This window comes from Micromonospora sp. DSM 45708 (assembly GCF_039566955.1).
Taxonomy (GTDB): Bacteria; Actinomycetota; Actinomycetes; order Mycobacteriales; family Micromonosporaceae; genus Micromonospora.
The window spans coordinates 5933188-5959585 of record NZ_CP154796.1 but is presented as its reverse complement, the minus strand read 5'-3'; the positions used below and the strand labels follow the sequence as shown (position 1 = coordinate 5959585).

Sequence of the window (26398 nt, the reverse complement as noted above, 5' to 3'; positions counted from 1 at the left end):
GAGAACGGAGGGCCGTCTGTGCCCGGCCCCGGTTGGTACCTGATCGATGACGCCGAGGAACGTGCGGTACTCGAGGCGATGCGGGAGCGGCACCTCAGCCGCTACCGCTTCGGCGACGAGTCCGCCGTCTCGAAGACCATGCGGTTCGAGCGTGAGATGGCCGCGTTGCTCGACTCGCCGCACACCCTGGCGGTGAACAGTTGCACGTCGGCGCTCCTGGCCGGGCTCGTGGGCCTCGGGGTCGGCCCCGGCCACGAGGTGATCGTGCCCGGCTACACGTTCATCGCCTCGATCGCGGCGGTGCTGTTCGCGGGCGCGCGACCGGTGCTGGCCGAGATCGACGAGAGCCTGACCATCGCGCCCGAGGACGTCGCCAAGAAGATCACCGAGCGGACCAGGGCGATCATGCCGGTGCACATGATCGGCGGGCCCGCGGACATGGAACGGCTCCTCGCCGTCGCCGACGGGCTGCCGCTGATCGAGGACTGTGCGCAGGCGTGCGGTGGCTCGTACCGGGGCCGGCGGCTGGGCACGATCGGCGCCGCCGGCACGTTCTCGTTCAACGTCGGCAAGACGATGACCACCGGTGACGGTGGCCTGTTGGCCACTGCCTCACCCCAGGTGTACCGCAACGCGTTCGCGCTGCACGACCACGGTTTCGCGCCGGACCGGGCGGGGCTGGTGGAGGACGGTCCCCGGATCGGCCTGAACCTGCGGATGCACGAACTCGCCGCCGCCGTGGGCCTGGTCCAACTGGGCCGGCTGGACCGCACCCTCGAGCACTGCCGGGCGCTGGCCGCCGTGGTCCGGGACGGACTGGACGGGATCCCCGGTGTCGGTCACCGGGTGGTGCACGACGAGGGCTGGTGCGGCAGCGCCCACGTACTGATCTTCGACGACGGGGCACATGCCGCCGCGTTCGCCCGCGAACTCGGCGGATCGACCCTGGACGCGTCGACGAAGCACAACTACGCCCGGATGGGGCAGTTGTACGGCGAGTTCACCGGCGTCGGGGTCGACGGCTCGCGGACGGTGGCCAACGCCGTGCCGGGCGACCTCCCGCGTACCGACGACCTGTTGTCCCGGTCGGTGGCGTTGAGCGTGGGTGTGGTCGACGGGTACCTCGGCACGCTGGGCGAGGTCACTGTCCTCGACACCCCGGCGGAAGCCGCGGTGAAGACGGCGCGGGTCCGTGAGGTGCTGCTGCGCGTGCTGGCGGAGTCGGCCGGATGACCGGCGAGGTTCTGGTCACCGGCGCGGCGGGATTCATCGGCTCCCACCTCACGACCGCGTGCGGACGGATCGGCTTCGCGGTCACCGCCGTCGATCCGCGGCCGGTGCGGGTGCCGGCCGCCCACGTCGTGCGGGGACCGGCGGCGTCGGCGTCGGTGGTCGCCGACGTACGGGCCGGGCGGTACCGGGCCGTGCTGCACCAGGGCGGGATCAGCTCCACCCTCGAGTCCGACGTGGCCCGGCTTCGTGCGGTGAACGTGGCGGAGCCGCTGGCCCTGGCGGAGGCGTGTGCCGCGTCCGGCACGCCCTTCGCCTACGCCTCGTCGCACAGCGTGTACGGCACCGTCCACGCCCGTGTCCCGATGGCCGAGCACGACGTGGACGACGCGGACCGCTGCACCGGGCCGCTCAACGCCTACGCCTGGTCGAAGCTCACCCTGGACCGGGAGATGGCGGCGCGTTTCGGCGCCGACGCCGCCTGGGCGGGTTACCGCTACACCAACGTGTTCGGCACCGGCGAGGAGCACAAGGGATCGATGGCGTCCATCATCTCGCAGCTGCTCAGGCAGACGGCCCGGGGCCAGCGGCTCCGGGTGTTCGCCGACACGCTGGAGGCCTGCCGGGACTACGTGCCGGTGGAGGTCGTCGCGGAGACGATGCTCGCCGCGATCGTCGAGCCGCCACCTGCCGGCGTGTACAACCTCGGGTCGGGGGTTGCGGTGAGCTTCGCCGCGCTGCTGGGCTGGTGCGCCGAGCTGCGGGCGGACGGCGAGCTGGACGTCCGCCTGGTACCGAACCCGGTCCGGGACCGCTACCAGTACTGGACCTGCGCCGACCAGAGCGTCACCGGCAAGGTGCTCGCGCCGGCCCGGGCCCGTACGGTCGACGAGGTGCGGGCCGCCGCGAGCCGGCTGTACGCGACGTTCTCCGCCGCACCCGGGCCGGTGTCGTGACCGGCCGGACCGTGCTGCGCTCGATCAGCGCGGACGGCCGGTGGTGGCCGGTGGTCGTGCGTCGTCCGGTGCCGCCGCGGCCGGGCCCGGAGTGGTCGCTGGCCCGGGTCACCATGGCCGGGATCTGCGGCAGCGACCTGCGCGGCCTCGCCGACCACGACACCGACGGCACCTGCGACTCCGTCGTGCCCGGTCACGAGGTGGTCGGTGTGGTGGAGGACGGTCCACTCGCCGGGCGACGGGTCGTGGTGCATCCGCTGGTCCCGTGCGCCGCGCGGGCGGTCGATCCGTGCCCCGCCTGCCGCGCGGGCCGGTTCGGGCAGTGCCGTTCCTTCTGGGCGCCGGAGCTGCGATGGGGCAAGTCCCTGGGGTTCAGCGCGGCACTCGGTGGCGGCTGGGCCGACCGGGTCTGGGCGCATCGCACGATGCTGCGGCCGGTGCCGGCCGCGGTGCCGGATCGGACGGCGGTGCTCGCCGAACCGCTGTCGGTGGCCGTGGCCGGGTTGCGGGAGGTGCGCGACACGGCGGCGACGGAGGTGGCTGTGGTCGGCGGCGGCACGGTGGGCCTGGTGACGTTGGTGGCCGCCGCTTCCGTGCTGCCGGGACGGCGGCTGTCGGCGATCGTGCGCCACGGCTTCCAGGCGGACGCCGTGCGCGCGCTCGGCGCGGAACCCTCGATCGGGCCGCCCGAACTGACCCTCGACGGGCCGGCGCTGGTGGTGGACGCGGGGGGCACGTCGTCCTCGCTTGTCGACGCGATGCGCGCGGTGGCTGCCGGTGGCACCGTGCTGACCCTGGGCAATCCGGAGGACTGCGCGGACCTCACCCCGCTGTGGCTCAAGGGGCTCACGCTGGTCGGTCACCTCGAACACTCCGCGCACGACGTTCCGCCGCCGGCCCTCGCCGACTCGCTGGACGAGGCGGTACGTCTGCTCGCCGCCACGCCGGACCTCGGCGACCTGCTGGTCACCCACTCATTTCCGCCGGACGATCTTGTCGAGGCGCTCGCCGTGGCCCGGTCGCGGGAGACGCACCGCGCGATCAAGGTCGTCCTGGAGCACCCGTGAGGAGCGCCCCTGTGTTGATCGTCTTCGACCTGATGGACACGTTGCTGACCGACCCGTTCCAGGCCGCTCACGAGGCGGCCTGCGGAATGTCGTTCGCCGAGTTCGAGACGCTACGCCCGGACGGCCTCTACCACCGCCTGGAACGGGGGGAGGTCGAGGAGGGTGAGTACTGGCGGGGGCTGGTGACAAGCGGCCTGCGGTGGGACACCGAGGAGTTCCACCGCACGCGGCGAGCGGGATACGCGTGGATCGACGGCATGCGTGACCTGCTGGTCGACTGCACCGCCCGGCACCGGGTGGCGATCGGCAGCAACTATCCGGTGTGGATCGACGAGGTCGTGGGGGACCATCTCGCCGGGCTGGACGTCGGCGTGTTCGCGTCCTGCCGACTGGGCGTACGAAAGCCGCGTCCCGAGTTCTTCGAGCGGCTGGCCGAGCAGGCCGGCACGGCGGTGACCGACCTGATCCTGGTCGACGACAAGAAGGTCAACGTGGATGCGGTGACCGCCGTGGGTGGGACGGGCGTGCACTTCACCACCGCCGCGGAGACGCGTGCGGCGTTGCGTACGGCGGGGGTGGCCGGTGTCTGACCGCTTCGAGGGCATCGGGTACGCGCTCACCTCCGCCGGGGAACTGGTCGGCTCGCCGACGGTCACCGTGGCGGCGCGGACGGTGGTCCGCGTCGACGCGGCCGGCATCTGCGGCACCGACCTGGCGGAGTATCGCCGACGGTGTGCCGAACCCGGCGTGCTGCCCGACGTGGCGCTGGGGCACGAGGTGGCGGGGACGGTCGTCCACAGCGACGAGGGCTGGGCGCCGGGCACCCGGGTCGTCATCGATCCGGCCATCCACTGCGGCTCGTGCGCCCGGTGCGTGACCGGCCGGACGAGTTACTGCGAGCGGTTGCTGCTGCTGGGCCACAACTACGGTGCCGGCGGGCTCGCGCGGTACGTCTCGGTGCCCGGCTCGGCGCTGCTGGAGGTGCCACCGGGGCTCGACCCGGTGACGGCCGCGCTTGTGGAACCGCTGGCGTGCGCCCACCACGCGGCGGCGAAGGTGCCCGGGGAAGGGCCCGTGCTCGTGCTCGGTGCGGGGACCATCGGGCTCGGCGTCGCCCTGTTCCTGCGGGCCCGAGGTGTCGAGGTCTCGGTCACCGACCCCGTTGCGGCCCGGGCCGCGCTCACCCGGTCGCTGGGCCTGCCCACCGATCGCCCGGACACGCCGTGTCCCGTTGTCGTCGAGGCGTCCGGGACGGCCGCCGGCTTCGCCGAGGCGTTGGGCGCGGTCGACCGTGGCGGGACGGTCGTGGTGGCCGCGCAGCACCCCGGCGTGCTCGCCGTCGACGCCGGCACGGCGTTCGGGAAGGAGGTCACCATCGGCTGGTCACTGGGTGCCCTGCGACCCGACTTCCGGGCCACGCTCGCGCTGTTGGCCGACGGGGTGATCGACCCCCGTCCGCTCGCCAGCCCGATGGCGCCGGCGGATCTCGGCACCGGCACGTTGCGGGACATGGCGGCGGGACGGACCGCCAAACCGGTCGTCGTCTGGCCCGCTCAGGCGTAGTGCTTCAGCTCGATGCGGTGGCCGTCCGGATCGAGCACGAAGGCCATCGTCTCGTCGCCGATGGTGAACGGCTCACGCTCGACCCGGTAGCCGAGGCTCCTGATCCGCTCGACCCACGCGGGCACGTCGTCGGCGAGAAACGCGATGTGCTCGGTGGGGCTGGCGTTCGGGACGAGGTCCGTCAGCATGGTCAACTCGACGCCCGGCGGCTTGCCGCCCGGCGCCATCATCTGGATCACCCCGTCCGGGATGTCGTAGCGGAAGACCCGCTGGAAGCCGAGGGCGTCCCGGTAGAACGCCTCGGCCGCGTCCATGTCGCGAACGTCGAGGCGCGCGCTGTCGAAGGTGAGGTCGGTCATGATGTCTCCTCATGGTGCCGGGGCGGCCTCTCGGCGGGCCGCCCCGGGTCGGTTCCGATGGATCAGGCCGGAGCGTGGAAGTCCACGACCCGGTTCTCCCAGAGGATCAGCAGCGCGTCGAGCACGTCGTCGTCGGCGGGCAGGCCGTGCGCGGCAGCCGACGTCGGGCCGGCGGTCGCGGCGCGCAGGAGACCGAACACGGCCGCGTCGACCTCGACCTCCTTGGCGCCCTGGGTGCGGAACGCCACGACGCGCCGCGACGTGCCGTCGGCGGTGACCACCTCGCGCAGCCGGGTCGCCGGATGCAGCTCGATCCGGGCCGTGTGCAGGGCGGCCCGGAAGCCCTCCTTGCGGCGCACCACGTGGCCGGGGAGGACCACCAGGTCCAGCGCGGTGGTCACCAGGCACCGCAGGACGTCCCGGACCGACTGCACGATCGGCTCCGCGAAGTTGTTGAACGAGGTGTTCAGCAGCACCGGTGTCCCGGTGGCCGCGCGGAAGTGGTCGATCAGCTCCCACATGACCGGGTTCGTGTCCCGGTGCACGGTCTGCACCCGCGCGCTGCCGTCGACGTGCGTCACGGCGGGCAGCCGTTCCCGCCATTCCGGCCGGACGTCGACCACGCACCCCATGAAGTCCAGCCGCGCCCTGGTCGCGGTCAGGTCGAACACCTCGGCGGCCGACTCCGCCAGCACCGCGGGCGCGAACGGGCGGAATCCCTCCCGCTTCTTGATCATCGCGTTGACCCGGTCGCGGTTGGCCGCGTCCCGGGCGTCGGCGAGGATGCTGCGATGGCCGAGCGCACGCGGACCGAACTCGGATCGTCCGTGCGCCCAGCCGACCACCTGGCCGTCGGCGATGGCGGATGCCGCTCGGATGGTCTCGGTGCCCGGATCGATCTCTTCGACCTCCACGAAACTCCGCCAGGAGACCAGTTCGGCGCGGACCGCCGTGTGGTCCCCGAGCTCCGGCCCGAGGAACGCGTTGATCAGCCCCTTGCCGCGTCGGCCACCCTCCTCCGCCTGCCGGTACTGCGCGGCACCGGCCGACGCGCCGGCGTCGTGGGACGCGGGATGGACGAAGACCTCGTCGAACAGGCCCCACTGGAGCACCCGCCCGTTGGCGGTGGAGTTGTGCGTGACCCCGCCCGACAGGCAGAGCCGGGTCGCCCGGGTCTCGCGCGCCCAGTACCGGAAGAGGTGTTGCTCGATGTCCTCCAACGACGCCTGGAGCGCCGCCGCCAGGTCGGCGTCCTGGGTGCGGGTCGCCTCACCACGCCGGCGCGGCCGGAAGCCGCTGCGCAGCAGGTGCTCCACCACGGCGGCCGGGTCCAGCGAGTATCCGCCGTCGGCGAGCAGCTCGTAGTGTTCGCGGATCAGCCCGAGGTAGGTCGAGGGGTCGCCGTAGGGCGCCAGACCCATGACCTTGTACTCGTCGAAGCGCCGGAACCCGAGGAACGGCAGGAGCGAGAGGTACAGGTGCCCCAGCGAGTCACGGGTGGGATAGCTGCGGAGCAGCTCCAGGCCGTTGTCCCGGCACTGGAACACCGAGATGCTCTCGGCCTCGCCGTTTCCGTCGATGACCACCGCGAGCGCGTCGTCGAACCCGGAGTCGGCGAACGATCCGAACGCGTGCGCCCGGTGGTGCTTGGTGAAGTGGATGTCCTCCGGGCGGAACGTGCGCCCCACCGCCTCGGCGAGCCGGGCGCCGAGCAGTTCCCGCGCGGACAGCGCGGGCACGTCACCGAACTTGAGGTACTCGTAGCCGACCTCGAGGTCGGCGTAGTCCTCGCCGAAGAAGAACGCCACCTGGTCGACGTCCCCGGCCCGCACGCCCGCCATCTCCAGGCACTGGCGGGCTGCCGAGGCGGGGAAGAGGTTGCTGTGCTTGAGCCGGTTGAGGCGCTCCTCCTCGACCGCGGCGACGACCGTGCCGTCCACGACCAGCGCCGCGGCCGAGTCGTGGAACAGCCACTCCGGGACGTCGGGCATGAAGGTGCCCGCCAGGTCGGCGAAGCTGCCCGTGATGCCGAGCGTGATCATCGGATGCTTCCTCGCGTGGTCACTTCGCCGTCCACTCGGTTGTCGTGGCGGTGCCGCCGGTCACCCGGATCGAGCATCTCCCGTCGACCACGAGCTGCTCGTCCGGACGCAGGTCGACGGTCCATGCCGGGGGCTCGGGGGAGGAGGGCGGCCACGCCTGGCTGCCGATCGCGATCCGCACCGTCGCGCCGACGTCGGTCGTCAGCACGACAGCGGTACGCGTCGGGCCGAGCGGGTTCTGCGAGTCGGGCCGTTCCGCGCAGGTCCAGGAGTCGGGGGCGGTGCCCCGGGCGGTGACCACCGGGTCGTCGCCCAGCACCGCTGGCACCACGTCCAGCCCTGCCCCCGTTGCCGCCCAACCGCAGAGCGCCACCGCGCGGGCGGCGAACTGCGTGTCGGCGAACCTCGTCGTGCCTTCGAGAATCGTCATCTGCGTCCCCACGTTCACGCCCCCACCTCGTGGTGCTCGGCGGGCAGCACATCGAAACCGTCGTAGAAAGTCCGTGGCTTGCTCGTGTCGTGCAGCCGAGGGTTGAACCACTCCCAGCGGTCACCGCCGGGGCGCGCGATCTCCCGGTGGAACCGGTGGAACTTCTCCTTCTCCCGCCGCATCTCCCGGAAGGACTGGCCGAAGGCGCACTTGGCGCAGATCGCCATCTCCGTGTTGCGCTCACGGAACTCGCGGGACACCGGTTTCGCCCAGATCTCCTCCAGGCTCTCCTGCCGGAGGTCACCGAGCACCATCTCGCCGTTGTAGTCGTGACAACACGGCACGACCCGCCCGTCCCAGAGGATCGCCACGGAGTTCCACGGCCGGGTGCACGGTTCGGTATAGCCGGGTGAGGTGTGCTCACCGAGCTCCGCGACCAGGTCGTCCTCGAAGTCCCAGCGTTCCAGGCGGATCACCACGCCGCGGTCGACGCCGAGCTCCTCGCAGTAGGCCAGAAACCGCGCCGCCTCGTTGCCGTTGGCGTGCATGCTGATCATCTGGAGGGTGAGGTTGGTGTCGTAGCCGCCCTCGTCCCGCATCCGGACCAGCTCGCGCAGGTTGCGGTCCGCGACGTCGAGACGCGCCGCCCGGCCCCGGATCGACTTGTAGACCTCGGGGTCGAGCGAGTCCAGGGACAGCACCATGTTCGCGATGCCCGCCTTCAGCACCGCCTCCGCCCGCGCCGGCAGCAGGCTCGGGGGGTTGCAGGACAGACCGGTGCGTACGCCGTGACCGAGAGCGATGGCGATGGCCTCGCCGACGCCCTTGTGCAGCAGCGACTCACCGAAGTGGTGCAGCGCGCAGAACGTCGTGCTGCCACTGACCTGACGCATGATCGAATCGAAGAGTTCGAGCGACATGTCGCCCAGGCCGCGGTCCATCTCGAAGGTACGCGGGCACATCTTGCAGGTGTAGGGACAGCGGTTCGTCAGCTCGATCTGCTCGATCTTGGGCAGTCGGCCGGCCTGTCGCGAGGGTCCGCTGTCCAGCCAGCGGTTGGCCTGGTCCCGGTCGGCGAAGACGATCTCCAACTCCTCGGCGACCGCCGGCGGAGTGATCGCGGCGGACGGGGCCTCGTGGATCGCCGCCAGCGTCTCGACGGCATCCCACCCGGCCACCGCCTGCCGCTTCGTGATGTGGTTGGTGAGCACCACGCCGTCGGCCACCTGTCGGTAACTGAAGAAGGGCAGCACGTACACGTCAGACCCCCACCCTGGTCGGTGCCGAATCGTCCTCGTACACGGCGTCGCCCCGGAAGAGACGCCAGCGGAGTTCTTCCACGCTGGTGGGCGGCACGTTGTGCACGTTGAGGTACCGCTGTGCGCGTGGCGCGAGTCTGTCCAGGATCTCCGGGGGCACCGCGCGGGTGAAGTCCATCTGCGGGCGGTACCAGGGCGCGGTGAACAGCGTCTTGATCAGGGTGCGCGCCCCGCCGACGTGGTTCGTGCCCGCGCAGTGCCAGATCCGCGCGTCGAAGACCACCCCGTCGCCGGGCTCGACCTCCAGCGGTACGGACAGCGGTGCCATGACGTCGGGGTCGGGCTTGTCGGCGAGGGTGTGGTGGCTTCCGGGGACCACCCAGGTCGCGCCGTTCTCCTCGCGTACCCGGTCGAAGTAGTAGAGGACGTTGACGCCCGGAATGCGCGACGGCGGGAACGAGACGCCGGTGACGTCCATCAGGTCCGTGTGGTAATCCCACGGGTAGCGGCCCTGACCGGGGAAGAGCGTCAGCGCGTCGTAGCAGTTGAGGATGCCCTTGGGGCCGAGCAGGGCGTCCACCACGTCCAGCGCGGGTGACGACTCCAGCAGCGGGTGGAAGGCGTCGTCGGCGGCGGCGAGGTTACGCAGCGCGCCACGCTCGCGGAGCTTGGCGAGTTCCTCGCTGCCGTACGTCTCGTCGTCCTGTTCCGACAGCCGGTGCAGCACCTCCCTGGTGCGACGGGTCTGCTCGGGCGACAGGACGCCGGGCAGCACCGCATACCCCACGGTTCGCACCTTGTCGATGATCACGTCAAGATCGATTGCACTGGCTGGCAATGGCCTTCTCCCCTCGTGGTTCACACATCCGGGCTTGCTCTGAAAGGCTCGGTGCGATCCTCGCCGAACCAGCGGCCGGGGTCCACGCTTCTCCTTCGGCACGATGCTGCACAGCCGCAAGCTGTCCACTAGCCGCCGGCGTGCCCCCGGGTCGGCGCGCTCCGCGCCGGCGCGCGGATCGTGGCCGGTTCCGACCAGGACTCCAGGCGCTCCGCCCGCCGGCGGTACGCCCGCCTCACCCTCGGCAATGCCAGCGCCAACCGGGCGTGTGTGGCCAGGGTGTCGACCAGCAACCGGCGGAACAGCGCCGGACGACGCTCACGCAGCGTGACCTGAGTTCCGTCGGGGCTGGCGACCGCAGCCGCGTCGACGTGCGCGAGGACGTACCACTGGGCCTGTTCCGCCGAGAGGTGCGGTCGTCGGTCCACCGACCCACCACGCCGGATCGGCAGGCAACCCCGGGCGAGCGCCCGCAACAGGCGCAGCGCCGATCCCGGACCGCTTCCCGGCGGCGACACCGTCGGCGCGGGAGATCGAGGGTCCGCCAGCGGGGGCGTCTCCGCCTGCGGGTCCACCGCCTGCGGGGCGTACCGGCCGTGGATCTCCACGGCGCGCGCCCGCGCGGTGGGCAGCGACGCCGCGAGCACCTCCGGGCCCTTCAGGAAGTCCCCGACACCGGCGTTACGCAGGCCGACGTGCCAGTACTGCATGGACACCAGGCGCTGGAGCGTCTCCGTCAGGTGGGCGGCCACCAGCCGGGGAAGCCACCGCGCCGAACCGTGCAACGACGCCGTCACCAGCCGGTTTCGGCTGTGGAAGTAGGTCTGCCAGCCGTTCTCCTCGTCCTTGCTCCACCACGGCTCGTGCCAGACCGCCACGCCCGGAACCGAAACCGTCGGCACTCCCTCCCGGGCGGCGCGCAGGCCGTATTCCACGTCGTCCCACTTGAGGAACAGCGGCAGCGGCCGGCCCAGCCGGGCCGCGACGTCGCGGGGGAAGACACACATCCACCAGCTGTTGTACGAGACGTCCACCCGCCGGTGCAGCCACGGTGTGTCAGGCAGGGATCGCACCGAGAAGTCGTGGTCGTACTCGGCGCCGGGCGGTTGCCGCCACCGGAAGGACCGCTTGTCGATCTGCTCACCGAGCACGTACAACTGCGACCGGATCTCCCGGTTCAGCATCTGGCCACCGACGACCAGCGGGTGTCTGGCGTGCCGGGCGAACGCGACGGCGCGCAGGATGCTCTCGGGCTCCACCACGATGTCGTCGTCCATGAAGGCGATCTGCTCGCACCCGGGCTCGCCGAGCGCCTCCCGTAGCGCGCGGGTGTACCCCCCGCTGCCGCCCAGGTTGTCCTGCTCGATGACGCGGAGGTTGTCGCCCAGGTCGTCCCGCAACGACCGGAAGTCCGGGTGGGCGGTGATCCGGTCGGTGCCCTGGTCCACCACGACGATCCGGGTGACGACCCGGCGTAGCTCGGGATGCCCGGCCATCGCCCGCAGGACCGCGACGCAGTCGTCCGGGCGGTTGAAGGTCGGCATGCCGACGACCACCGCGGCCCGCCCGGGCGCGCGCCCCGGCGCGTGCCACGCGCCGGACAGCAGCCGGGCATCGCCGGTCGGGGCGGTGACGTCGAACCAGTACCACCCGCCCTCGTCGAATCCGGTCAACGGCAGCCGGGTCTCCAGGCAGCCGGGGTCCGGCCCCCGGTGTCGCAGCCCGGCGACGCGTGTCGCGCTCCCGTCGGCCGCGGACCGGTAGACGTCCACCCGGACGTCGCCGGCGACGCGGAGCCGCAACACCACCTGCTCCAGCGCCGACCAGCGGGCCCAGTAGCCCGCCGGGAACGCGTTGAGGTAGCTGCCGAGGGAGACCCGCTCGCCACCGCGCAGGGCCAGCCCGTCCGGGGCGCCGCCCGCAACGGTCCCGGTGACGTCCAGCAGGAGCGCGGTGCGTCCGCCCACCGCGCCCGGTTTCGGCAGGAGGACCCGGTGCAGACAGGTGTCCGCGGCGTCCGCCCGCGCGCCGTCGTCGACAGTCCTCATCGGCGGGACCCGCCGACGGCGGCGATCGAGCCGCTGATCATCCGGTGGAAGAAGGCTTCGAGCATCGGTACGTGGTGGTCGAAGGTCAGCCGGGTCCGGTTGCGTCGCATCGCCTCGGCCCGCCCTGTCGTCAGCCTCCGGTCCGCGAGCAGGGCGAGCACCTCCTCCACCGTGTCGTAGCGGAGGTCGACTCCGAGCGTCTCCGCCAGCGACCCGACGGCGGTCAGCGTGCCCGGCGCGCCCCGGACCAACCACGGCAGACCGGCAGCCGCGCAGGTCCCCAGCCGGGCCGGGAGGTTCAGGTCGCTCCAACTGGCCGCTCGCACGTCACCACCGTTGTCGCTGGGGATGTCGTGCACCCAGGCCGCGTCGTAGCGCGACAGCTCGGACACCCAGTCGGCCGGTTCGACAGTGGCGTGCAGGTGCACGTTCGGCTGTTCACGGGCCAGTCCCGTGACGTCCGGGGCGTGGAAGTTCGTGCCGTACAGGTGGACGTGCACCCCGCGCCCGGCGACCGCCGACAGTCGGCGCAGATTGATCGGACGCCCGACGGAGACCGTGTGCACCGCGCCGTCGGCGTCGGACAGCCGGGGCGACCAGTCGTGCGTCATCCAGTCGGCCTTGGGGAGGTCGCCGTCGAGGACGAGCACCCGGTCGTCGCGCAGCACCCCCGGAAACGCGTGGCGGTGCCAGTCGAGGTTCTCCTGACTGATGAAGATCAGTCCGTCCGCCCTCCGCAGGATCTCCCGCAGCTCGGACCAGAGCCCGAAGGCCATCGCCCGCTGCGGGGACTCCTTGAGGTGGAAGACCACGGGTATGCCGGGCCGGGCCCGGATGGCGGCGTGCACGAGCGGTACGGCATGGACGTTCAGCAACGCGTAGATCACCTCCGCGCCGGTCTCCCGCATCCGGGCGGCCCACGCCGGGCCCCACGGCACCTCACGCAGCCCGCCCACCGGGAGGGTCGAGGCCGCGTCCCATGACTCGGGTCCGGGGATCCAGGTGGCGGAGAGCCGGTGACCCGCCTGCTCCAGGGCCAGGATCCGCTCGGGGTTGAACCCGAGTTCGCCGACGAGGTGGATGCCGAGCGCCTCCGGCCGGTCGGTCGCCGGCCCCGGCCCCCGGTCCAGCCCTCGGTACCGCACCGACTCGTCCACCCGGGGGCCGAGCGAGGGCTGCCAGTTCAGCGCCGCGCCCTGCGGTATCCCGTAGTGCTGGCGGTAGGCGGCCAGACCCCGGCCGGTTCCGGGCCAGACGAGCGGCGGTTGCCGCGCGAAGGCCTCCGCGATGATCTTGTGTCGTTGGTCCGGGTGATCCGTCCACTCGCACGTGACCCGCCCGGTCGAGGCGAACGTACAGCCGGCGTCGAGCAGCGCGGACCAGAACTCCGCCTCCAGGGTGTCGGACACGTACTGCTCCCGTTCCGTCCACCGCACCCCGGCCGGTGCCGGGCGGCGGTGCATCACCTGGGCCAGCGCGAGGAGGTTGCCGCTGGTCAGCCCCAGGGCGTTGCCGTGCGCCAGGCGGCCCCGGAGCGCCGCTTCCTCCCGGCCGACCGCATGGGCGCCCTGAAGCTCGACGTCGGCGTCGCCGTGCAGGGTCAGACCGGACCATCCCCACCAGTGGCGGTGGGAGCGGACACCGGAGTAGGCGAGGAACGCGTCCGGTCGGTCGTCGAGGGTGGCCACCAGCGAGGACAGGTGCCCGGGGTGGTAGAGATCGTCGGACGGGAGATAGGCGAGAAATCGGCCGCGCGCCCGGGCGCCGGCGTAGTTCAACGCCGCGCCCAGCCCGCTGTTGCGGGGAAGACGGTGGTACCTGACCCGCGGATCGGTGAGGTACGGCGTCACGACCGCCCGGGTGTCGTCGGGTGAGCCGTCGTCGACGAGGACAAGCTCCCAGTCCTCGAAATCCTGCCAGAACAGGCTGGCCAAGGCCCTCTCGATCACCCAGGCGTGTTTGAACGTCGGCATCAGCACCGAGACCGCCGGGGGAGCGGGAACCGCGCACGGCTCACCGGAACCACTCCTCGCCGTCAGGTGGTCGTCTCCCGTGGAGCCGTCCAAGACCCTCACCCCTCCGCCGTTTCTGCCGACCCGGACCTCACCGATGGAGGATGCGGGTGAACCGACTCGTCGCCGCCATGAGACACAGGCCGCCCAGGACGACGAAGTAGACGACGCCCGCCGCGTGGGGGTGGCCCGGTCGCACCGCGACGTCACGCAGCAGGACCATGCCCTGGTAGAGCGGAGTCCAGCTCACCGCCTCCTGCAACCAGCCCGGGTAACGCGTCACCGGAACGAACGTGCCGGACAGGACGAACATCGACGTCAGCGCCACGTTCACGTAGTCGAAGTCCTGCCAGCTCCGCATGAACGTGGTGGCGGCCAGACCGGCGAAGGCGAACGTCATGGCGATCAGCACCAGACAGGGCACCGCCCACATCGCGTCCGCCGGATCGACCCACCCGCACGCCGTGGCCATCGCCAGCAGGACCACTCCGTAGAGCGTGCCGCGAACGGTCGCCCACAGGCCCTCACCGAGAACGATCGACGCGGGAGTCACCGACGTCTGGACCACCGTGGCGTAGAAGCCGGATATGCGCATCTTGTTGAAGATGCTGTAGGTCGCCTCGGTGACGCTGCCGTTCATCACGGTGGTCACCACCATGGCCGGCGCCAGGTAGGCGGCGTAGGCGTCCGCGCCCGGCAGGCCGTCGATCTCACCGACGTAGCGGCCCAGACCGATGCCGAGCACCAGCAGGTACAGGACGGGTTCCACCACTCCCGTGGCGATCTCCAGCCAGTCCTTCGTCGCGACGACGACGTTCCGCTCGACCAGGCCGAAGGCGAACCTCGTGCCGGCTCCGCGCGCCCGGGAAACGGTGGCGTTCTCCACGGATTCCGCCCTCACCTGTGCAGGACCCGGGCGAAGCTCCGCGCGGCCAGTCGCCATCCCACGACCACCCAGAGCAGCAGATAGCCGACGTGCAGGAGCGTCGTGCCGCCCGCCTGGCCCAGGGAGAGTTCCCGGTACGCCTCGAGGGCGTGCCACAGCGGTGAGATCCACGCCACGAGCGCCAACCCCCAGGGCAGGTGCTCCACCGGGAAGAAGACGCCGGAGAAGAGTTGCAGCGGCACCACGCCCAACCGGAACACCACTCGGAACGTCGCGTCCGAACGCGCGCGTGCGGCCAGCGCGAACAGCGGGTTCGCGCAGGACAGGGCGAGGAGCATCACCAGCGGGAAGAGGATCAGGAGATCCGGTGGAGGCACCGCGCGCAGGATCGACGCCACGATGACGAAGACCGACGCGCTCAGGCCGGCACGCAGCATGACGAAGCACACGTGCCCGAGCAGGATGTCCCGCGACCGGAGACTCGTCGTCGCCATGCCCTCGTAGATCCTGGTCCAGCGGAAACCGCTGTAGACCGGCCAGGTGGACTCGGTGAAGGTGATGGTCAACGCGCCGGACATGATCATTCCCGGGACGAAGTACCGCAGGTACGGCACGACGGTGTCGCCGACGGTCACGTCCCCGGTCAGGCCCGTTCCGACCACGGTCATGAAGAGCAGCGGAACGACGAAGCTGGTGGAGAGACTGCCCCGCCACGTTCGCCGATATCCCGCCAGGTGGTGCCGGAAGACCGGGAGTACGCGCAGGTGAGCCGTCATGGCCCGGCCGCATCGTCGGTCGTCAACGCCAGGAAGACGTCCTCGAGGTTGCTGCGGCGCACGAGCATGCTGGCGGAACCCAGTGACATGCCGAGGATCGACCGGACCGCCTCGTCGGCGTCGTCGGTGAAGACCAGGATCTTGTCGGCCCGGCGCCGGACCCGGCCTCCCAGCTCGGCGAGGGCCGCCGGGGGCACCGGTCTGCTCGGGTCGAACCGCAGCTCGACGACCTCACGGGCGGCGAACCGCCTCACCAGGTCGGCGGGCACGCCCTCGATGACGATGCGTCCGTCATCGATGATGCCGATCCGGTCGCAGAGCTGCTCGGCCTCGTCCATGTAGTGGGTGGTGAGCAGCATCGTGACGCCGTCGCGCTTGAGCTGGTAGAGCCGCTCCCACAGCAGGTGCCGGGACTGCGGGTCCAGCCCGGAGGTCGGCTCGTCGAGGAGGATCATGGACGGCTCGTTGACCAGGGCCCTGGCGATGCTGAGTCGCCGGCGCATGCCCCCGGAAAGGTCGCCGGTCCTGGCGTCCGGCCGGTCGGCGAGGTTCATGAACTCCAACATCTGATCCGCGCGCTGCCGGGCCACCCGTCGCGGGATGCCGAAGTAGCGGGCGAACATGACCACGTTCTCCCGTACCGTCAGCTCCGAGTCGAGGGTGTCCTGCTGCGGCACGACGCCGAGCCGGGCGCGGATCTCGGGGCCGTGCACGAGGGCGTCCAGCCCCAGCACGCTCAGGTCGCCGGCGGAGGGCTTCGAGACGCAGCCGATCATCCGCATGGTCGTGCTCTTGCCGGCGCCGTTGCGCCCGAGGAGGCCGTAGACCTCGCCCAGGCCGATGCCCAGGTCGATGCGCCGGACCGCCGTACGGTCGGCGTACCGCTTCGTCAGGCCCCGGGCGACCACGGCCCGTGCGTGCGGCGGGTGTTCGGCCGAGACCGCCTCCCGGCCACCGCGCGGCAGGCCGCCGAGCGCCTCGGGGTCGACGGCGGCGCGTCTCATGCGTCGTCTCGACGCAGGGCGGAAGCGACGTCGCGGGCGCACGCCATCCCCTGTTCGATGGCCTGGTCCTGGTTGATGTACTCGTAGTTGGCGAGCCGGCCGCAGTAGAAGACGGCGAGGTCGGTCCGCTCGCGGATCATCGCCTTCAACGACTCGTTCCGGCGTTCGTTGGACCGGTCCGGAGTCTGCACCGGGTAGTGGCGGTCCGCCGACCCGGGGTACTCCTCACTCAGGACCGTGCCGGCGACGCGCTGCCCCGTCGCGTGCTTGGTCTCGACCGTACGGGTGAACGGATGGCGCAGGGACGGCCGGTTCACGACGTAGGCGGGCGTCACGGTCGCGGTCGGATCCGCCAACGGCAGGTAACGCGAAACCGTCCGGACGCCGCGCCACTCCAGGCTGCCGTCCTGCTTCGCGAAGACATCCAACGGCGCGGTGATCACCACTGCCGCGAAGTCGCGCTCCAGGGCCGGGAGGTCGTCCACGGAGATCGACTGCCCGGCGAGCACCGGGATCGGCGCGAGAATGGACTCGATCATCTCCTGGGAGCCGCGCTCCGGGAAGAACTCCCAGGTGTCCCGGAACAGGCGGCGGTTCCCGTCCGTACGCAGATCGAGACGACCGGGCGCGAAGCGACTGGACAGTTCGGTGGGATGCCGCCCCCACTGCTTGACCGAGTAGTCCCGGATGAAGAGCTGGTAGAGCGTCGGCCCCATGATCGACTCGCAGTAGGCCTCGAGGTTGTCCCGCCACGGCTCGGCGGGCAGGTCCGCCAACTCCTTCTCGACCCGGGGCCAGACCGGCAGCGCCCTGAGCTCCTCGACCTGCGGTGGCCAGGAGAGCAGCCGGGGGGAGTCGTCGTCATCCAGGAAGATCTCGGTCAGCACCCGGTGCTCGTAGGTGCGTCTCATGCCGAAGCGCTGCACGTACCGGGCGACCTCCGGGTTGGAGGTGTGGAAGATGTGCGGCCCGTTGGGTTCGAAGACCACGCCGGCCAGGGTCTCCGAACGGGAGTGCCCCCCGACGGTCTGTCTCTCCTCGAAGACTTCCACTGCCATGCCGTCGTCGTGCAGCGCGCGGGCCGTGACGGCCCCCGCCCAGCCGGCACCCACGACGGCGATCTTCTTCCTGTTCATGGACACATGCCTTCCCGGCCACGATGCCAGATCGATCACGTGGGGTCCGCGGCGTCTTCCGCCGGCGCGAAAGAGATCAGGTTCCAGGAGACGGGCGGCAGCATCTGGTGGCAGGTGTCGCCGCCACGCGCGGGGGGAACGTCGCGCGGCCGGCCGGTCGACGGCTGCGCGTCGCCCCCGTCGGCGGCGGCCATCGACTGGTGCCGGGCCACGACGAGGTCACCGAAGCCGGTCGCGGTCACGTCGAGCGCGATCGCCTCGGGACCCCGGTTGACGGCGAACAACGCGAGACGGCCGGTGGCGTCGTCGTACGTTGCCGTCACGTCCACGGCGGGGACCGGGCCGAACCGGCTCGTGGGTACGGTCGGAGCAGCCAGCTCGACGCGCATCACCTCGCCGTGCGCATGCTGCGACATCAGGGCGAACGGGTGGAAGATCGGCTGCTTCCAGGCGGGGCGTCCGTCCGCGGTCCTGATCGGGGCGATGACGTTCACCAACTGCGCCTGGCATCCGATGCGGACGCGGTCCGCGTGGCGGAGCAGCGTCATCAACAGGCTGCCCGCCACCACGGCATCCCGGACCGTGAAGTCGTCCTCGATGACGACGCGCGGATCGTCCGACAGTTCCCACTCGTACGGCTCGACGAAACGCGACTGGTACCAGATGTTCCACTCGTCGAAGGCGAGGTTGACGCGCCGGTCCCTGCCCTGCTTCGCCCGGACGAAGTCCACCGCGGCGACGACGTCCTCGATGTGGCGGTCCATGGCGACGGCGGACGCCAGGAAGGACGCCTCGTCGCTCTTCTCCGGGTCGTAGTACTGGTGCAGCGACACGTAGTCGACGTATTCGTAGGCCGCCTCCAGTGCCTCGGCCTCCCACGCCACGTACGACGGCATGCCCGTGTGCGAGCTGCCGCACAGCACCGTCTCGATGCTCGGGTCCACCAGCTTCATCGCCTGCGCCGCCTGGGCGGCCACCTCACCGTAGGAACGGGCGCTGCGGTGGCCCACCTGCCACGAGCCGTCCATCTCGTTGCCGAGGCCCCACAGCTTGACGCCGAACGGATCCGGCGCGCCGTTTCGTCGTCGCCGGTCGGACAACCGGGTCCCCGCCGGGTGATTGCAGTACTCGACCAGGTCCGCCGCGTCCTTCGGGCCCCGGGTGCCGAGATTCACCACCAGGTAGGGAGCGACCTCCGCGCGTCTCGTCCAGTCGATGAACTCGTGCAGGCCGAACTCGTTGCTCTCGACCGTCCGCCAGGCCAGGTCGATGGTGCGGGGCCGGTCGTTCCGCGGCCCCACACCGTCCTCCCAGAAGTGGCTGGAGACGAAGTTGCCACCGGGGTAGCGAACCGTGGTGACGCCGAGTTCGCGGGTCAGGCGCAGGACGTCGCCCCGCAGGCCCGTCCCCTCGATCTCCGTGGCATGGCCGGGCTCGTACAACCCTCCGTAGACGCCTCTGCCCATATGTTCGGCGAAGGACCCGAAGACGCGTCGGTCCACCGGACCGATGCGGTAACTCCCGTCCAGGCGAACGGTCGCCGTTTCCATTGACGTCCTACCTCGCATCCGGTTGCCGGCCCGCCCAGCGTCCGCCGTTCCACGGCATCGGCGCTCCTCGATCATCCGTCGCCGGTGTGACCTCGTCCACGCCGGCCGACGTCAGGATGTTGCATGACAGACAACTGACAGGCATGGCGGAAAAGCCGCCGCCCGCGCCGGGCGGGCGAAGCGAGGTGGGAGGGCTAGGAAAGCCGGTGGGCCAGTCGCTTGGCCAGTGCCAGGATCGTCAACGCCGGGTTCGCCGCGCCACTGCGGGGGAAAGTCGACGGTCCGGCGGCGTACATCCCCGGGACGCCGTGGAATTGGTGGTCGTCGTCGAGCAGCGTGCCGAACGGCGTGGTCCCCCCTTCGTGCTGCTCGGATCCGAGTTGGAACGAGTAGGTGCGGGCCTCGGTCGGCCCGGTCGCGTCCTTCGGCGCGAGCAACAGTTCCTGGAGATCGGGCGAGCCGAATTCCGGTGCGAAGGCGAGCGGTTGCCGATCGGCGCCCGCGGCGTCCAGGAACTGACTCCAGAGCCGCTGCAACTCCGTCTGCTGTGCGTGGCGGAGCTTCTCGTCGATGTCGCTCAGGCCCGCCACGACGGACGTGGGCCACGGCCACGCCGGTGCGGGCCGGGCCTCGACGTAGGCCGCCTCACCGGCGATCTGCTCACCCATCACCCAGGCGTCGAGGACAGCCGTGCCGTGCGGATTGACGTGCAACGCCAGGAACGTGTTCGAGCGCAGCCCGGACGCGCAGGCCGTGATGCCGTAGCTGTGCTCCCGCGCGGCGTCGGCGAGTTCCGGCGACAGCCGGGCGAGGTCGAAATTGGCATTGAAGCCGTGGACGACCTTGTCGACCAGGCCGGGCAGGCGCGGCTCCGTCAGCCACCCGACCTCGGTGAGCGCCTGGATCGCCAGCCGGCTGTTCTCCACCGTGCCGCCGGCCAGCACCACCCGGTCCGCCCTGAACTCGGTGATCCCCGACTCCGTCTCGGCGCGTACGCCGACGGCCCGGCCGTCCGAGATGATCACCCCGAGTACGCGGCAGTCGGGGACGAGCCGCGGCTTCCCGCCGTCCTTCCACTGGCCGAGTGGGCTGTAGGCCTGCCAGCGCCCGTCGGCCCGACTGACCACCGCCTGCGGCACCGGGCCGAACTCGTAGTCGCCGAACGCGATCCGCCTGCCCGTGCCGGGCGGATCCGTGATGTCGTAGCCCGACCACTTCGTGAGCTCTTCCGACACCCGGTGGTACAGCGACGGCCCGCCGAGCCACTCGGCGGTCAGATCGTGGGTGACGCCGACGGGCCAGCTCTCCAGCGCCCAGTTCTCGATCGGAAGCGTCACGCCGTGCCAGTACAGCGAGCGGCCACCCATCCGCCGGCGCAGCCCGGAGATGCCGGCGTAGCTGACGCCGTCGGTCGCGTACGGGCGCCAGAAGTGCGGGTCCGAGGTGGGGTCGAGCCACTGCCGCATGGCCGTCGGTTCGTCGGCGCTCCACCGGTAGTGCTCACGGTCACCGTCGGGACCGGCCTCGAGCACCACCACGTCGGCGGCCCGTGACGCGCTGAGTTCCGCGGCCACCGCCAGCCCGGCCATGCCGCCCCCGACGATGACGATGTCGACCTTCTCCGAGCGCTCCATCTTTCCCTCCAGGTGGCTCTGCGGCGTCCGACCGGGCGATCCCGGCGTCGCCGAAACGTCAGGGGAGCTGTTCGTGCGGTGCGGCCGACCCTCGTCGGCCGGCCGATCGGCGCGACGGTCGGCCGTGGCGAATCTCAGCGCCACGGACGCGGCGCGCACCGCGTGCGACGCCTCGTCGAGCCGTTCCCGGTCGGGCGGGGTGCCCGGTGCGGTCGACGCACGCCACGTGCAGAGCGCCGCCTCCACGCAGGCGAGCGTGGCCTCCACCAGTGGATCGGAGCGATCCCCGGAACCGGACAGCCGCTCCACCAGGTCGGCGAGGTCCCGGTGGAGCGCCACCTGTTCCGCCCGCTGCGGTGCTCTCGCGTCCAAAGACTCCTCCATCGACGACGTGATGGCTCGACGAAATCGACGGGCGAGCCAGCGGGGATGGATACCGATATGGCGATCTCCGTCGTATCGACGCAACAAATTGACCACCCGAAAAAACAGTGGTAAAATTGTCAGAACTGCGTAAATCTCGGGGAAAAGGGTCGATGTCGCGGCAGACCTGGAAGTCATACGAGAACGGCTGTGCCCAGGGATGCTGCCATTCACCGCGGCTGCGGTGCGGTTGGGGGCAGGTGTCGCGGCGGCTGAGCGGGCCGACTCCGCGGAATTGCGTAAGGCAATTCACGGCGTCGCCGGATGAGGGCCGAGACATCACACGAATCCTAGAAACCGTGGAACGCTAAGTGGGAAATCCGTCCGACCAGAGCGACCCGCCTCAGCCCGAGATGGACGACGTGGCAGTGGAGGCGCTGCTCGCGCCGATAGACGAAACGGCCCACCGGGTCTACGCCTGGTTGCTCGAGAACGGTCGGAGCGACCATCCGAGGATGGCCGCCGAACTCGGCATCGAACCCGACGAGCTGCGGTCCGCGGTGGAGGCACTGAAACACTGGCGGCTGCTGCGGGAAACCGCCGACGGCACCATGGTCCTGGCCGACCGCCCGGACGCCGCGTTGGCCGAGACGATCCTGATGCTCGAAGCCACCATCACCGGGTTCCAGCTCGCGGTCATCCGGATGCGGGACCGGCTCGACGCGCTGCTGACGAGGCGCCGGACGCCGAACGACCAGGGGACGATGGTGTCGCTCGCCACCGAACGTGACCTCGCCACCGCGCTCAGGATCCTGCTCGACGGCTCCCCGCGGGAGGTGCTCATCGCCAGCCCACGCAAGTCGCCGTGGCCCGACGCGATGTGGCAGACCCTGAGCGAAGGTCGACCGCCGCTGCCCAGCACGGCGAAGGTGCAGTTGCTCTACCAGCACTCCTCGCGCTTCGACCCGACCGCCCGCAGGCACGCCGAATCCGCCCGTGCCGCCGGAGCGGAGGTCCGCACGGTAGGCGAACTGCCCAACCGGATCATCATCTTCGACCGGGAGGCGGCGGTGCTGACCGGCAGCGACGGCCAGGACGCGCTGCTGGTGCGGGAGTCGACCGTGGTCGACCTGCTGGTCCGGATCTTCCACCAGTTCTGGCAGGAGGGCACCGACTTCGCCGGTGAGAACGGTTGGCGCTCCGACGCGCACGAACTGGTCGGCACGGTGCGGCAGGACATCATCCGGTTGCTCATGGACGGGGCCCGTGACGAGGCCATCGCCCAACGGCTGAACATGTCGGTCCGCACCTGCCGCAGACACATCGCCGCGATCATGGAGCAGTTGGGCGCGGAGAGCCGCTTCCAGGCCGGACACCTCCTGCGCGAGCAGGGTTACACCGGCTGAATCGGCCCGCCGGGGGACCGTTCGACGCCGGGGCGTCGAACGGTGGCCCCGGTCCGGTCGGAACCGCAGCGACTGGCTATCGCGCACCCGACCTCCACGAGACGATGGGGCATCGGTGAGCGCGACGCCGCGGCAGCGGTTCCGCACCGTTCCTCCGTCACCGCTGTCGGCGGCATCGATCCCGGATGCCTGACCGCACCCAGCGTCGCGTGCACCCGGGGAACGGGTCCACAGCGTCCACGTGGCAACTCCCTGCAACGCAGACAACTGCCTGTTGTCGGCACCAATCCGGGCGGACGTGGACGACGTCCGGCCACCCATGGTCGACCGCCAGGTCGCGAGTTCCCGCGCCCGCGGTCGCGTCGGCGTGCAGGGCCGGCAGGTCGGCCAGCGGAACCCGCCGGGCGACGTCGATGCGCCCTGCTGGGACGACCCCGCCTGGTCGCTGACGAAGGCTCGGACGAGGCCGTTGAGGGTCGACCCCATTGTGCTGGTAGAAGTCGTGGTACGCGCGGTAGCCGACGGCGCCGCCTACCTGTCACCGAAAGTCGCGGCCCGCGTCGTCGCGCACCTCGCCGCGACGGGCGCGGACACCCTGGCCGCGCGGCGCTCCAGCGCCCGTGCCCGGGTCGACGCCCTCAGTCCCCGGGAACGGGAGGCGCTGGCCTTCCTCGGCAGCGGGCTGTCGCCGGCACCGCGCCGGGACGCTCGCCGCCCGGGACAACCCGTGCCGCTGCGGGCCGGACCGGCACGGTTCAGGAGCGCCCGAGGCGGTCCAGCAGCTCGCCGAGGAGCGCGCGCTCCCCGGCGGTGAGCCCGGCCGGATCCTGCTCCAACAGGGTTCGCAGCGCCAGCGCGGTGCTGGCGCGGGTCGCCGCCGGGGACTCGCCGCGGGCGGTGGTGTCGAGGACGCCGGCGAGCGCGGCCTCCCGTACCCGGTCCGAGAGGCCCCGGTCGCGCGCCTCCTCGGGCTGCGTGATCAGGCTGAGGGTGACGCCGACGTTGGCGGCGAGGAGCTGCTCGGCCGCGTCGTCGACCGGTACCCGCAGCAGCCCCTGGCGCGCGGCGGCGCCCAGCAGGTCCCGCAGCATGGCGTGGGCGGGCGCGGTGATGGCGCAGGGCCGGCCGGGCTCGACCCGTCCGTAGAGCAGGGCATAGAAGGAAGGATGTTCCAGACCGAACCGGACATGCTCGTCCCAGCCTTGGCGGATGTCGTTCAGCGCGTCCCGGGTGTCGCCGGAGGGCCGCGGGGAATGGACGTACTGGCTGAAGCCGTGGTTGATCACCGCGTCGATCAGGCCCTGTTTGCTGCCGAAGTGGTGGTACAGCGTCGGCGCCTGCACTCCGGCGCGCTCGCAGACCGCTCGGGTCGACAGGTCACGGTCGCCGGAGCTGTCCATCAGCTCGGCGGCGGCTAGGAGGAGACGGTCTCGGGCACTACCGCTCCACGCACGACGGGCCATAGCGCTAGAGTATCTCATGTAGCGCTACATGAAGCTGTGTAGCATAAATAGCAGCGATGGGAGAGGCATGGACACGGCAGTTCCCACGGTCGTCCGGGAGTACTTCGATGCGAGCGCGCGTCGCGATGTCGAGAGCATCGTCGGCCTGTTCACCGAGGACGCGGTGGTCGTCGACGAGAGTGAGACGCGGCGCGGCCGGTCGGAGATCCGGGCCTGGCAGGAGGGGGCGGCGTCGCGGTACGAGTACACGACCGAGCTGCGCCGGGTGGAGCCGGCCGGGGCGGACGCCTTCCTGGTCAGCGGTCGCATCGAGGGGAACTTCCCGGGCGGCACGGCCGACCTGACCTGGCGGTTCACGCTCGCAGGCGACCGGATCCGTCAGCTGGAGATCGCACCCTGACGCCCTCCGCTCCCCTGGACCGTCGAACCATTTAAAAATCGGGAAGAAGATCATGAGGACCTGGTTCATCACCGGAGGCACCCCGGGCGGCTTCGGCATGACGTACGCGGACGTCGTGCTCGGCCGCGGCGACCGGGTGGTGCTGACCGCGCGGCGCCCCGACGAACTGCGCGACTGGGTGGTGCGGCACGGCGACGACGCGCTCGTCCTGCCCTTGGACGTCACCGACGCCGAGCAGATCCGGCAGGCCGTGGCAGAGGCCGAAGGGCGCTTCGGGAGCATCGACGTACTGGTCAACAACGCCGGCCGCGGCTGGAGCGGCTCGGTCGAGGGAATGGACGAGGCCTCCGTACGCAGGACGTTCGAACTGAACTTCTTCTCGGTGGTGCAGGTGACGCGCGCCGTGCTGCCCGGGATGCGGGCCCGGCGCGCCGGCTGCATCGTCAACATGTCCTCGGTCGCCGGCCTGGTCGGCGTACCCGGATTCGGTTTCTACACGGCGGCGAAGTTCGCCGTCGAGGGGCTGACGGAGGTGCTGCGGCAGGAGGTCGCGCCGTTTGGCATCAGGGTGCTCGCGGTGGAGCCCGGCGCTTTCCGCACCAGGGCCTACGCCGGCTTCGCCGACGAGCCGGTCGAGGAGAGCGTCGAGGAGTACCGGTCAATGCTGACGACCGTGCGAACCGGCATGATCGAACAGAACGGCCGGCAGCCCGGCGATCCCGTGCGCGGCGTCGAGGCCGTGGTCGCGGCGGTCGACCGCGATCAAGCCCCGAGGCGCCTGGTGCTGGGCAACGCGGGGTACGACCGGGTGGCGGACAACCTGGAGGCCATGCTCGCCGAACTGCGGGCGGATGAGGCGGTCAGCCGGGGGGCGGACTTCCCGGCCGAGGCGGACACCGGCGGTCGCCGGTGAACCAGTCGCCGGGTCCCTTGGCGGTGACGATGGAGCTGCGGGTGATCTGCATCAGGTTCCTTCCGAATCGCGGACTGCGGCGGTGGCAGTGGTGGCGGTGGCCGCCCAGGAGGCGAGCAGGCGCATCCGTTCCGCGGACGGCGACCCGGGTTCGGCCGTGTACACGAGCAGCACCAGGCCGGGTTCGGCGGTGATCGCGAGTTCCTCGTAGGCGAGGGTGAGTTCGCCGACGACGGGGTGGCGGAACCGTTTGGTGCCGGCGCCGTGGGTGCGCACGTTGTGGTCGGCCCAGAGCCGGCGGAAGTCCTCGCTGCGGGTGGAGAGCTCGCCGACGAGGTCCTGCAGCGCGCGGTCGTGCGGGTCGCGGCCGGCCTCGGCGCGCATGACGCCGACACACATTTCGGCGAAGCGGTCCCAGTCGGGGTAGAAATCGCGCGAGGCCGGGTCGAGGAACTGGAACCGGGCCAGGTTCGGTGGGCGTCCCCCGTCGCCGATCACCGGTGCGTAGAACGCGCGGCCGAGCGCATTGGTCGCGAGCAGGTTCTGCTGCGGGTCGCGCACGAAAGCGACTCCGTCGGTGATGGCCTCCATCGCCCATCGCAGGCTGAGGCGCTCGGCGGCCTTGGTGGCCGTGCGGCGGCGGGGCCGCCCCGAGGTCGGGATGCCGTCGGCGGCGCGGGCCAGGTCGAACAGGTGGGCCCGTTCTGTCTCGTCGAGCTGCAACGCCCGGGCCAGGGCCTCCAGCACGCCGGACGACGCACCGGCGATCTGGCCGCGCTCGAGGCGGGCGTAGTACTCGACGCTGAGCCCGGCGAGGGCGGCGACCTCGCTGCGCCGCAGCCCGGGGACGCGGCGGCTGCCGGTCGGCGGCAGGCCGACCTGCTCGGGCGTCAGGCGGGCCCGGCGCGTGGTCAGGAAGTCGCGCACCTCCGAACGGTTGTCCATGCGTCGAGCGTAGGCCGCGCGACACCGGGTAGGGGTGCCCTGTCAGTACACCCATCACCAGGGACTTCTCCCCGCTCGGGTGGGCACGTTGACTGGGTCCCGTGGCCCTGTAGGGCCG

The 26398-nt window shown here is 71.2% G+C and carries 23 protein-coding genes; 8 read left to right on the top strand and 15 right to left on the bottom strand.

The annotated features are described in order from the left end of the window. Positions 1–18: 18 nt before the first annotated feature. Genes VKK44_RS25810 through VKK44_RS25790 form a run of 5 tightly spaced genes read left to right on the top strand, consistent with a single transcriptional unit; the run spans position 19 to position 4816 of the window. On the top strand, positions 19–1233 hold the full coding sequence (locus VKK44_RS25810) for a DegT/DnrJ/EryC1/StrS family aminotransferase (RefSeq protein WP_343443786.1): 1215 nt from the start codon (positions 19–21) through the stop codon (positions 1231–1233). Then, positions 1230–2186 (top strand): NAD-dependent epimerase/dehydratase family protein, encoded by a 957-nt coding sequence (locus VKK44_RS25805; protein WP_343443785.1) that lies wholly within the window; start codon positions 1230–1232, stop codon positions 2184–2186. Before VKK44_RS25810 ends, VKK44_RS25805 begins: the two co-directional genes overlap by 4 nt. Further along, entirely contained in the window at positions 2183–3253 is a 1071-nt protein-coding gene (locus VKK44_RS25800; RefSeq protein WP_343443784.1) for an alcohol dehydrogenase catalytic domain-containing protein, read from the top strand. The genes VKK44_RS25805 and VKK44_RS25800 overlap by 4 nt, the downstream gene beginning before the upstream one ends. Further along, positions 3250–3843 carry an HAD-IA family hydrolase gene (locus tag VKK44_RS25795; RefSeq protein WP_343443783.1) on the top strand — a complete coding sequence of 198 codons (594 nt, stop codon included), beginning with the start codon at positions 3250–3252 and terminating at the stop codon, positions 3841–3843. The genes VKK44_RS25800 and VKK44_RS25795 overlap by 4 nt, the downstream gene beginning before the upstream one ends. Then, a complete protein-coding gene (locus VKK44_RS25790) occupies positions 3836–4816 on the top strand; it encodes a zinc-dependent alcohol dehydrogenase (RefSeq protein ID WP_343443782.1) in 981 nt (326 codons plus the stop codon). Before VKK44_RS25795 ends, VKK44_RS25790 begins: the two co-directional genes overlap by 8 nt. Here VKK44_RS25790 and VKK44_RS25785 read toward each other — a convergent pair. From VKK44_RS25785 to VKK44_RS25725, 13 genes are all read right to left on the bottom strand, one after another. Further along, positions 4807–5175, bottom strand: coding sequence for a VOC family protein (locus tag VKK44_RS25785; protein WP_343443781.1), 369 nt, complete (start codon positions 5173–5175; stop codon positions 4807–4809). The two genes, VKK44_RS25790 and VKK44_RS25785, sit on opposite strands and share 10 nt — an antisense overlap. A gap of 62 nt (positions 5176–5237) precedes the next feature. Further along, on the bottom strand, positions 5238–7217 hold the full coding sequence (locus VKK44_RS25780) for a carbamoyltransferase family protein (RefSeq protein WP_343443780.1): 1980 nt from the start codon (positions 7215–7217) through the stop codon (positions 5238–5240). Positions 7218–7236: 19 nt separating this feature from the next. After that, complete coding sequence (locus VKK44_RS25775; protein ID WP_343443779.1) at positions 7237–7647, bottom strand: hypothetical protein; 411 nt, start codon at positions 7645–7647, stop codon at positions 7237–7239. A gap of 14 nt (positions 7648–7661) precedes the next feature. After that, positions 7662–8906 carry a radical SAM/SPASM domain-containing protein gene (locus VKK44_RS25770; RefSeq protein WP_343443778.1) on the bottom strand — a complete coding sequence of 415 codons (1245 nt, stop codon included), beginning with the start codon at positions 8904–8906 and terminating at the stop codon, positions 7662–7664. Between the two features lies 1 nt (position 8907). Continuing rightward, positions 8908–9693 carry a phytanoyl-CoA dioxygenase family protein gene (locus VKK44_RS25765; protein ID WP_343443777.1) on the bottom strand — a complete coding sequence of 262 codons (786 nt, stop codon included), beginning with the start codon at positions 9691–9693 and terminating at the stop codon, positions 8908–8910. Positions 9694–9872: 179 nt separating this feature from the next. Further along, entirely contained in the window at positions 9873–11792 is a 1920-nt protein-coding gene (locus tag VKK44_RS25760) for a glycosyltransferase (RefSeq protein ID WP_343443776.1), read from the bottom strand. Next, entirely contained in the window at positions 11789–13741 is a 1953-nt protein-coding gene (locus VKK44_RS25755; RefSeq protein WP_343443775.1) for a glycosyltransferase, read from the bottom strand. Before VKK44_RS25755 ends, VKK44_RS25760 begins: the two co-directional genes overlap by 4 nt. Positions 13742–13895: 154 nt before the next feature. Beyond that, a complete protein-coding gene (locus VKK44_RS25750) occupies positions 13896–14705 on the bottom strand; it encodes an ABC transporter permease (protein WP_343443774.1) in 810 nt (269 codons plus the stop codon). Next, a complete protein-coding gene (locus VKK44_RS25745) occupies positions 14702–15466 on the bottom strand; it encodes an ABC transporter permease (RefSeq protein ID WP_343443773.1) in 765 nt (254 codons plus the stop codon). The genes VKK44_RS25750 and VKK44_RS25745 overlap by 4 nt, the downstream gene beginning before the upstream one ends. Beyond that, positions 15463–16470: an ABC transporter ATP-binding protein gene (locus tag VKK44_RS25740; RefSeq protein ID WP_343443772.1), complete on the bottom strand. Its 1008-nt coding sequence runs from the start codon at positions 16468–16470 to the stop codon at positions 15463–15465. The genes VKK44_RS25745 and VKK44_RS25740 overlap by 4 nt, the downstream gene beginning before the upstream one ends. Continuing rightward, a complete protein-coding gene (locus tag VKK44_RS25735) occupies positions 16467–17606 on the bottom strand; it encodes a UDP-galactopyranose mutase (protein ID WP_343443771.1) in 1140 nt (379 codons plus the stop codon). Before VKK44_RS25735 ends, VKK44_RS25740 begins: the two co-directional genes overlap by 4 nt. Positions 17607–17641: 35 nt before the next feature. Further along, the gene (locus VKK44_RS25730; RefSeq protein WP_343443770.1) at positions 17642–19156 is read right to left on the bottom strand and encodes an alpha-N-arabinofuranosidase; all 1515 of its coding nucleotides are present in this window, start codon (positions 19154–19156) and stop codon (positions 17642–17644) included. A gap of 194 nt (positions 19157–19350) precedes the next feature. Continuing rightward, complete coding sequence (locus VKK44_RS25725; RefSeq protein ID WP_343443769.1) at positions 19351–21387, bottom strand: GMC oxidoreductase; 2037 nt, start codon at positions 21385–21387, stop codon at positions 19351–19353. A gap of 179 nt (positions 21388–21566) precedes the next feature. Between VKK44_RS25725 and VKK44_RS25720 the strand changes: the two genes are divergently transcribed. Further along, positions 21567–22559: a helix-turn-helix transcriptional regulator gene (locus VKK44_RS25720; protein ID WP_343443768.1), complete on the top strand. Its 993-nt coding sequence runs from the start codon at positions 21567–21569 to the stop codon at positions 22557–22559. Between the two features lie 755 nt (positions 22560–23314). On the opposite strand, the gene VKK44_RS25715 is transcribed toward VKK44_RS25720, so the two are convergent. After that, on the bottom strand, positions 23315–24022 hold the full coding sequence (locus tag VKK44_RS25715) for a TetR/AcrR family transcriptional regulator (protein ID WP_343443767.1): 708 nt from the start codon (positions 24020–24022) through the stop codon (positions 23315–23317). 67 nt (positions 24023–24089) lie between these two features. On the opposite strand from VKK44_RS25715, the gene VKK44_RS25710 reads away from it, so the two are divergent. Next, complete coding sequence (locus VKK44_RS25710; protein ID WP_343443766.1) at positions 24090–24422, top strand: nuclear transport factor 2 family protein; 333 nt, start codon at positions 24090–24092, stop codon at positions 24420–24422. Positions 24423–24474: 52 nt separating this feature from the next. Continuing rightward, positions 24475–25335 carry an oxidoreductase gene (locus VKK44_RS25705; RefSeq protein ID WP_343443765.1) on the top strand — a complete coding sequence of 287 codons (861 nt, stop codon included), beginning with the start codon at positions 24475–24477 and terminating at the stop codon, positions 25333–25335. 51 nt (positions 25336–25386) lie between these two features. Here VKK44_RS25705 and VKK44_RS25700 read toward each other — a convergent pair whose 3' ends face one another. Next, on the bottom strand, positions 25387–26280 hold the full coding sequence (locus tag VKK44_RS25700) for a helix-turn-helix transcriptional regulator (protein ID WP_343443764.1): 894 nt from the start codon (positions 26278–26280) through the stop codon (positions 25387–25389). Positions 26281–26398: the final 118 nt, after the last annotated feature.

Bases quoted from the DNA above. Each gene is read 5' to 3' on its own strand.
- VKK44_RS25730 (WP_343443770.1), bottom strand. From the start codon at position 19,156: ATGGAAACGGCGACCGTTCGCCTGGACGGGAGTTACCGCATCGGTCCG.
- VKK44_RS25785 (WP_343443781.1), bottom strand. From the start codon at position 5,175: ATGACCGACCTCACCTTCGACAGCGCGCGCCTCGACGTTCGCGACATG.
- VKK44_RS25735 (WP_343443771.1), bottom strand. From the start codon at position 17,606: ATGAACAGGAAGAAGATCGCCGTCGTGGGTGCCGGCTGGGCGGGGGCC.
- VKK44_RS25715 (WP_343443767.1), bottom strand. From the start codon at position 24,022: ATGGCCCGTCGTGCGTGGAGCGGTAGTGCCCGAGACCGTCTCCTCCTA.
- VKK44_RS25700 (WP_343443764.1), bottom strand. From the start codon at position 26,280: ATGGACAACCGTTCGGAGGTGCGCGACTTCCTGACCACGCGCCGGGCC.
- VKK44_RS25780 (WP_343443780.1), bottom strand. From the start codon at position 7,217: ATGATCACGCTCGGCATCACGGGCAGCTTCGCCGACCTGGCGGGCACC.
- VKK44_RS25775 (WP_343443779.1), bottom strand. From the start codon at position 7,647: ATGACGATTCTCGAAGGCACGACGAGGTTCGCCGACACGCAGTTCGCC.
- VKK44_RS25760 (WP_343443776.1), bottom strand. From the start codon at position 11,792: ATGAGGACTGTCGACGACGGCGCGCGGGCGGACGCCGCGGACACCTGT.
- VKK44_RS25740 (WP_343443772.1), bottom strand. From the start codon at position 16,470: ATGAGACGCGCCGCCGTCGACCCCGAGGCGCTCGGCGGCCTGCCGCGC.
- VKK44_RS25710 (WP_343443766.1), top strand. From the start codon at position 24,090: ATGGACACGGCAGTTCCCACGGTCGTCCGGGAGTACTTCGATGCGAGC.
- VKK44_RS25745 (WP_343443773.1), bottom strand. From the start codon at position 15,466: ATGACGGCTCACCTGCGCGTACTCCCGGTCTTCCGGCACCACCTGGCG.
- VKK44_RS25720 (WP_343443768.1), top strand. From the start codon at position 21,567: ATGGACGACGTGGCAGTGGAGGCGCTGCTCGCGCCGATAGACGAAACG.
- VKK44_RS25805 (WP_343443785.1), top strand. From the start codon at position 1,230: ATGACCGGCGAGGTTCTGGTCACCGGCGCGGCGGGATTCATCGGCTCC.
- VKK44_RS25705 (WP_343443765.1), top strand. From the start codon at position 24,475: ATGAGGACCTGGTTCATCACCGGAGGCACCCCGGGCGGCTTCGGCATG.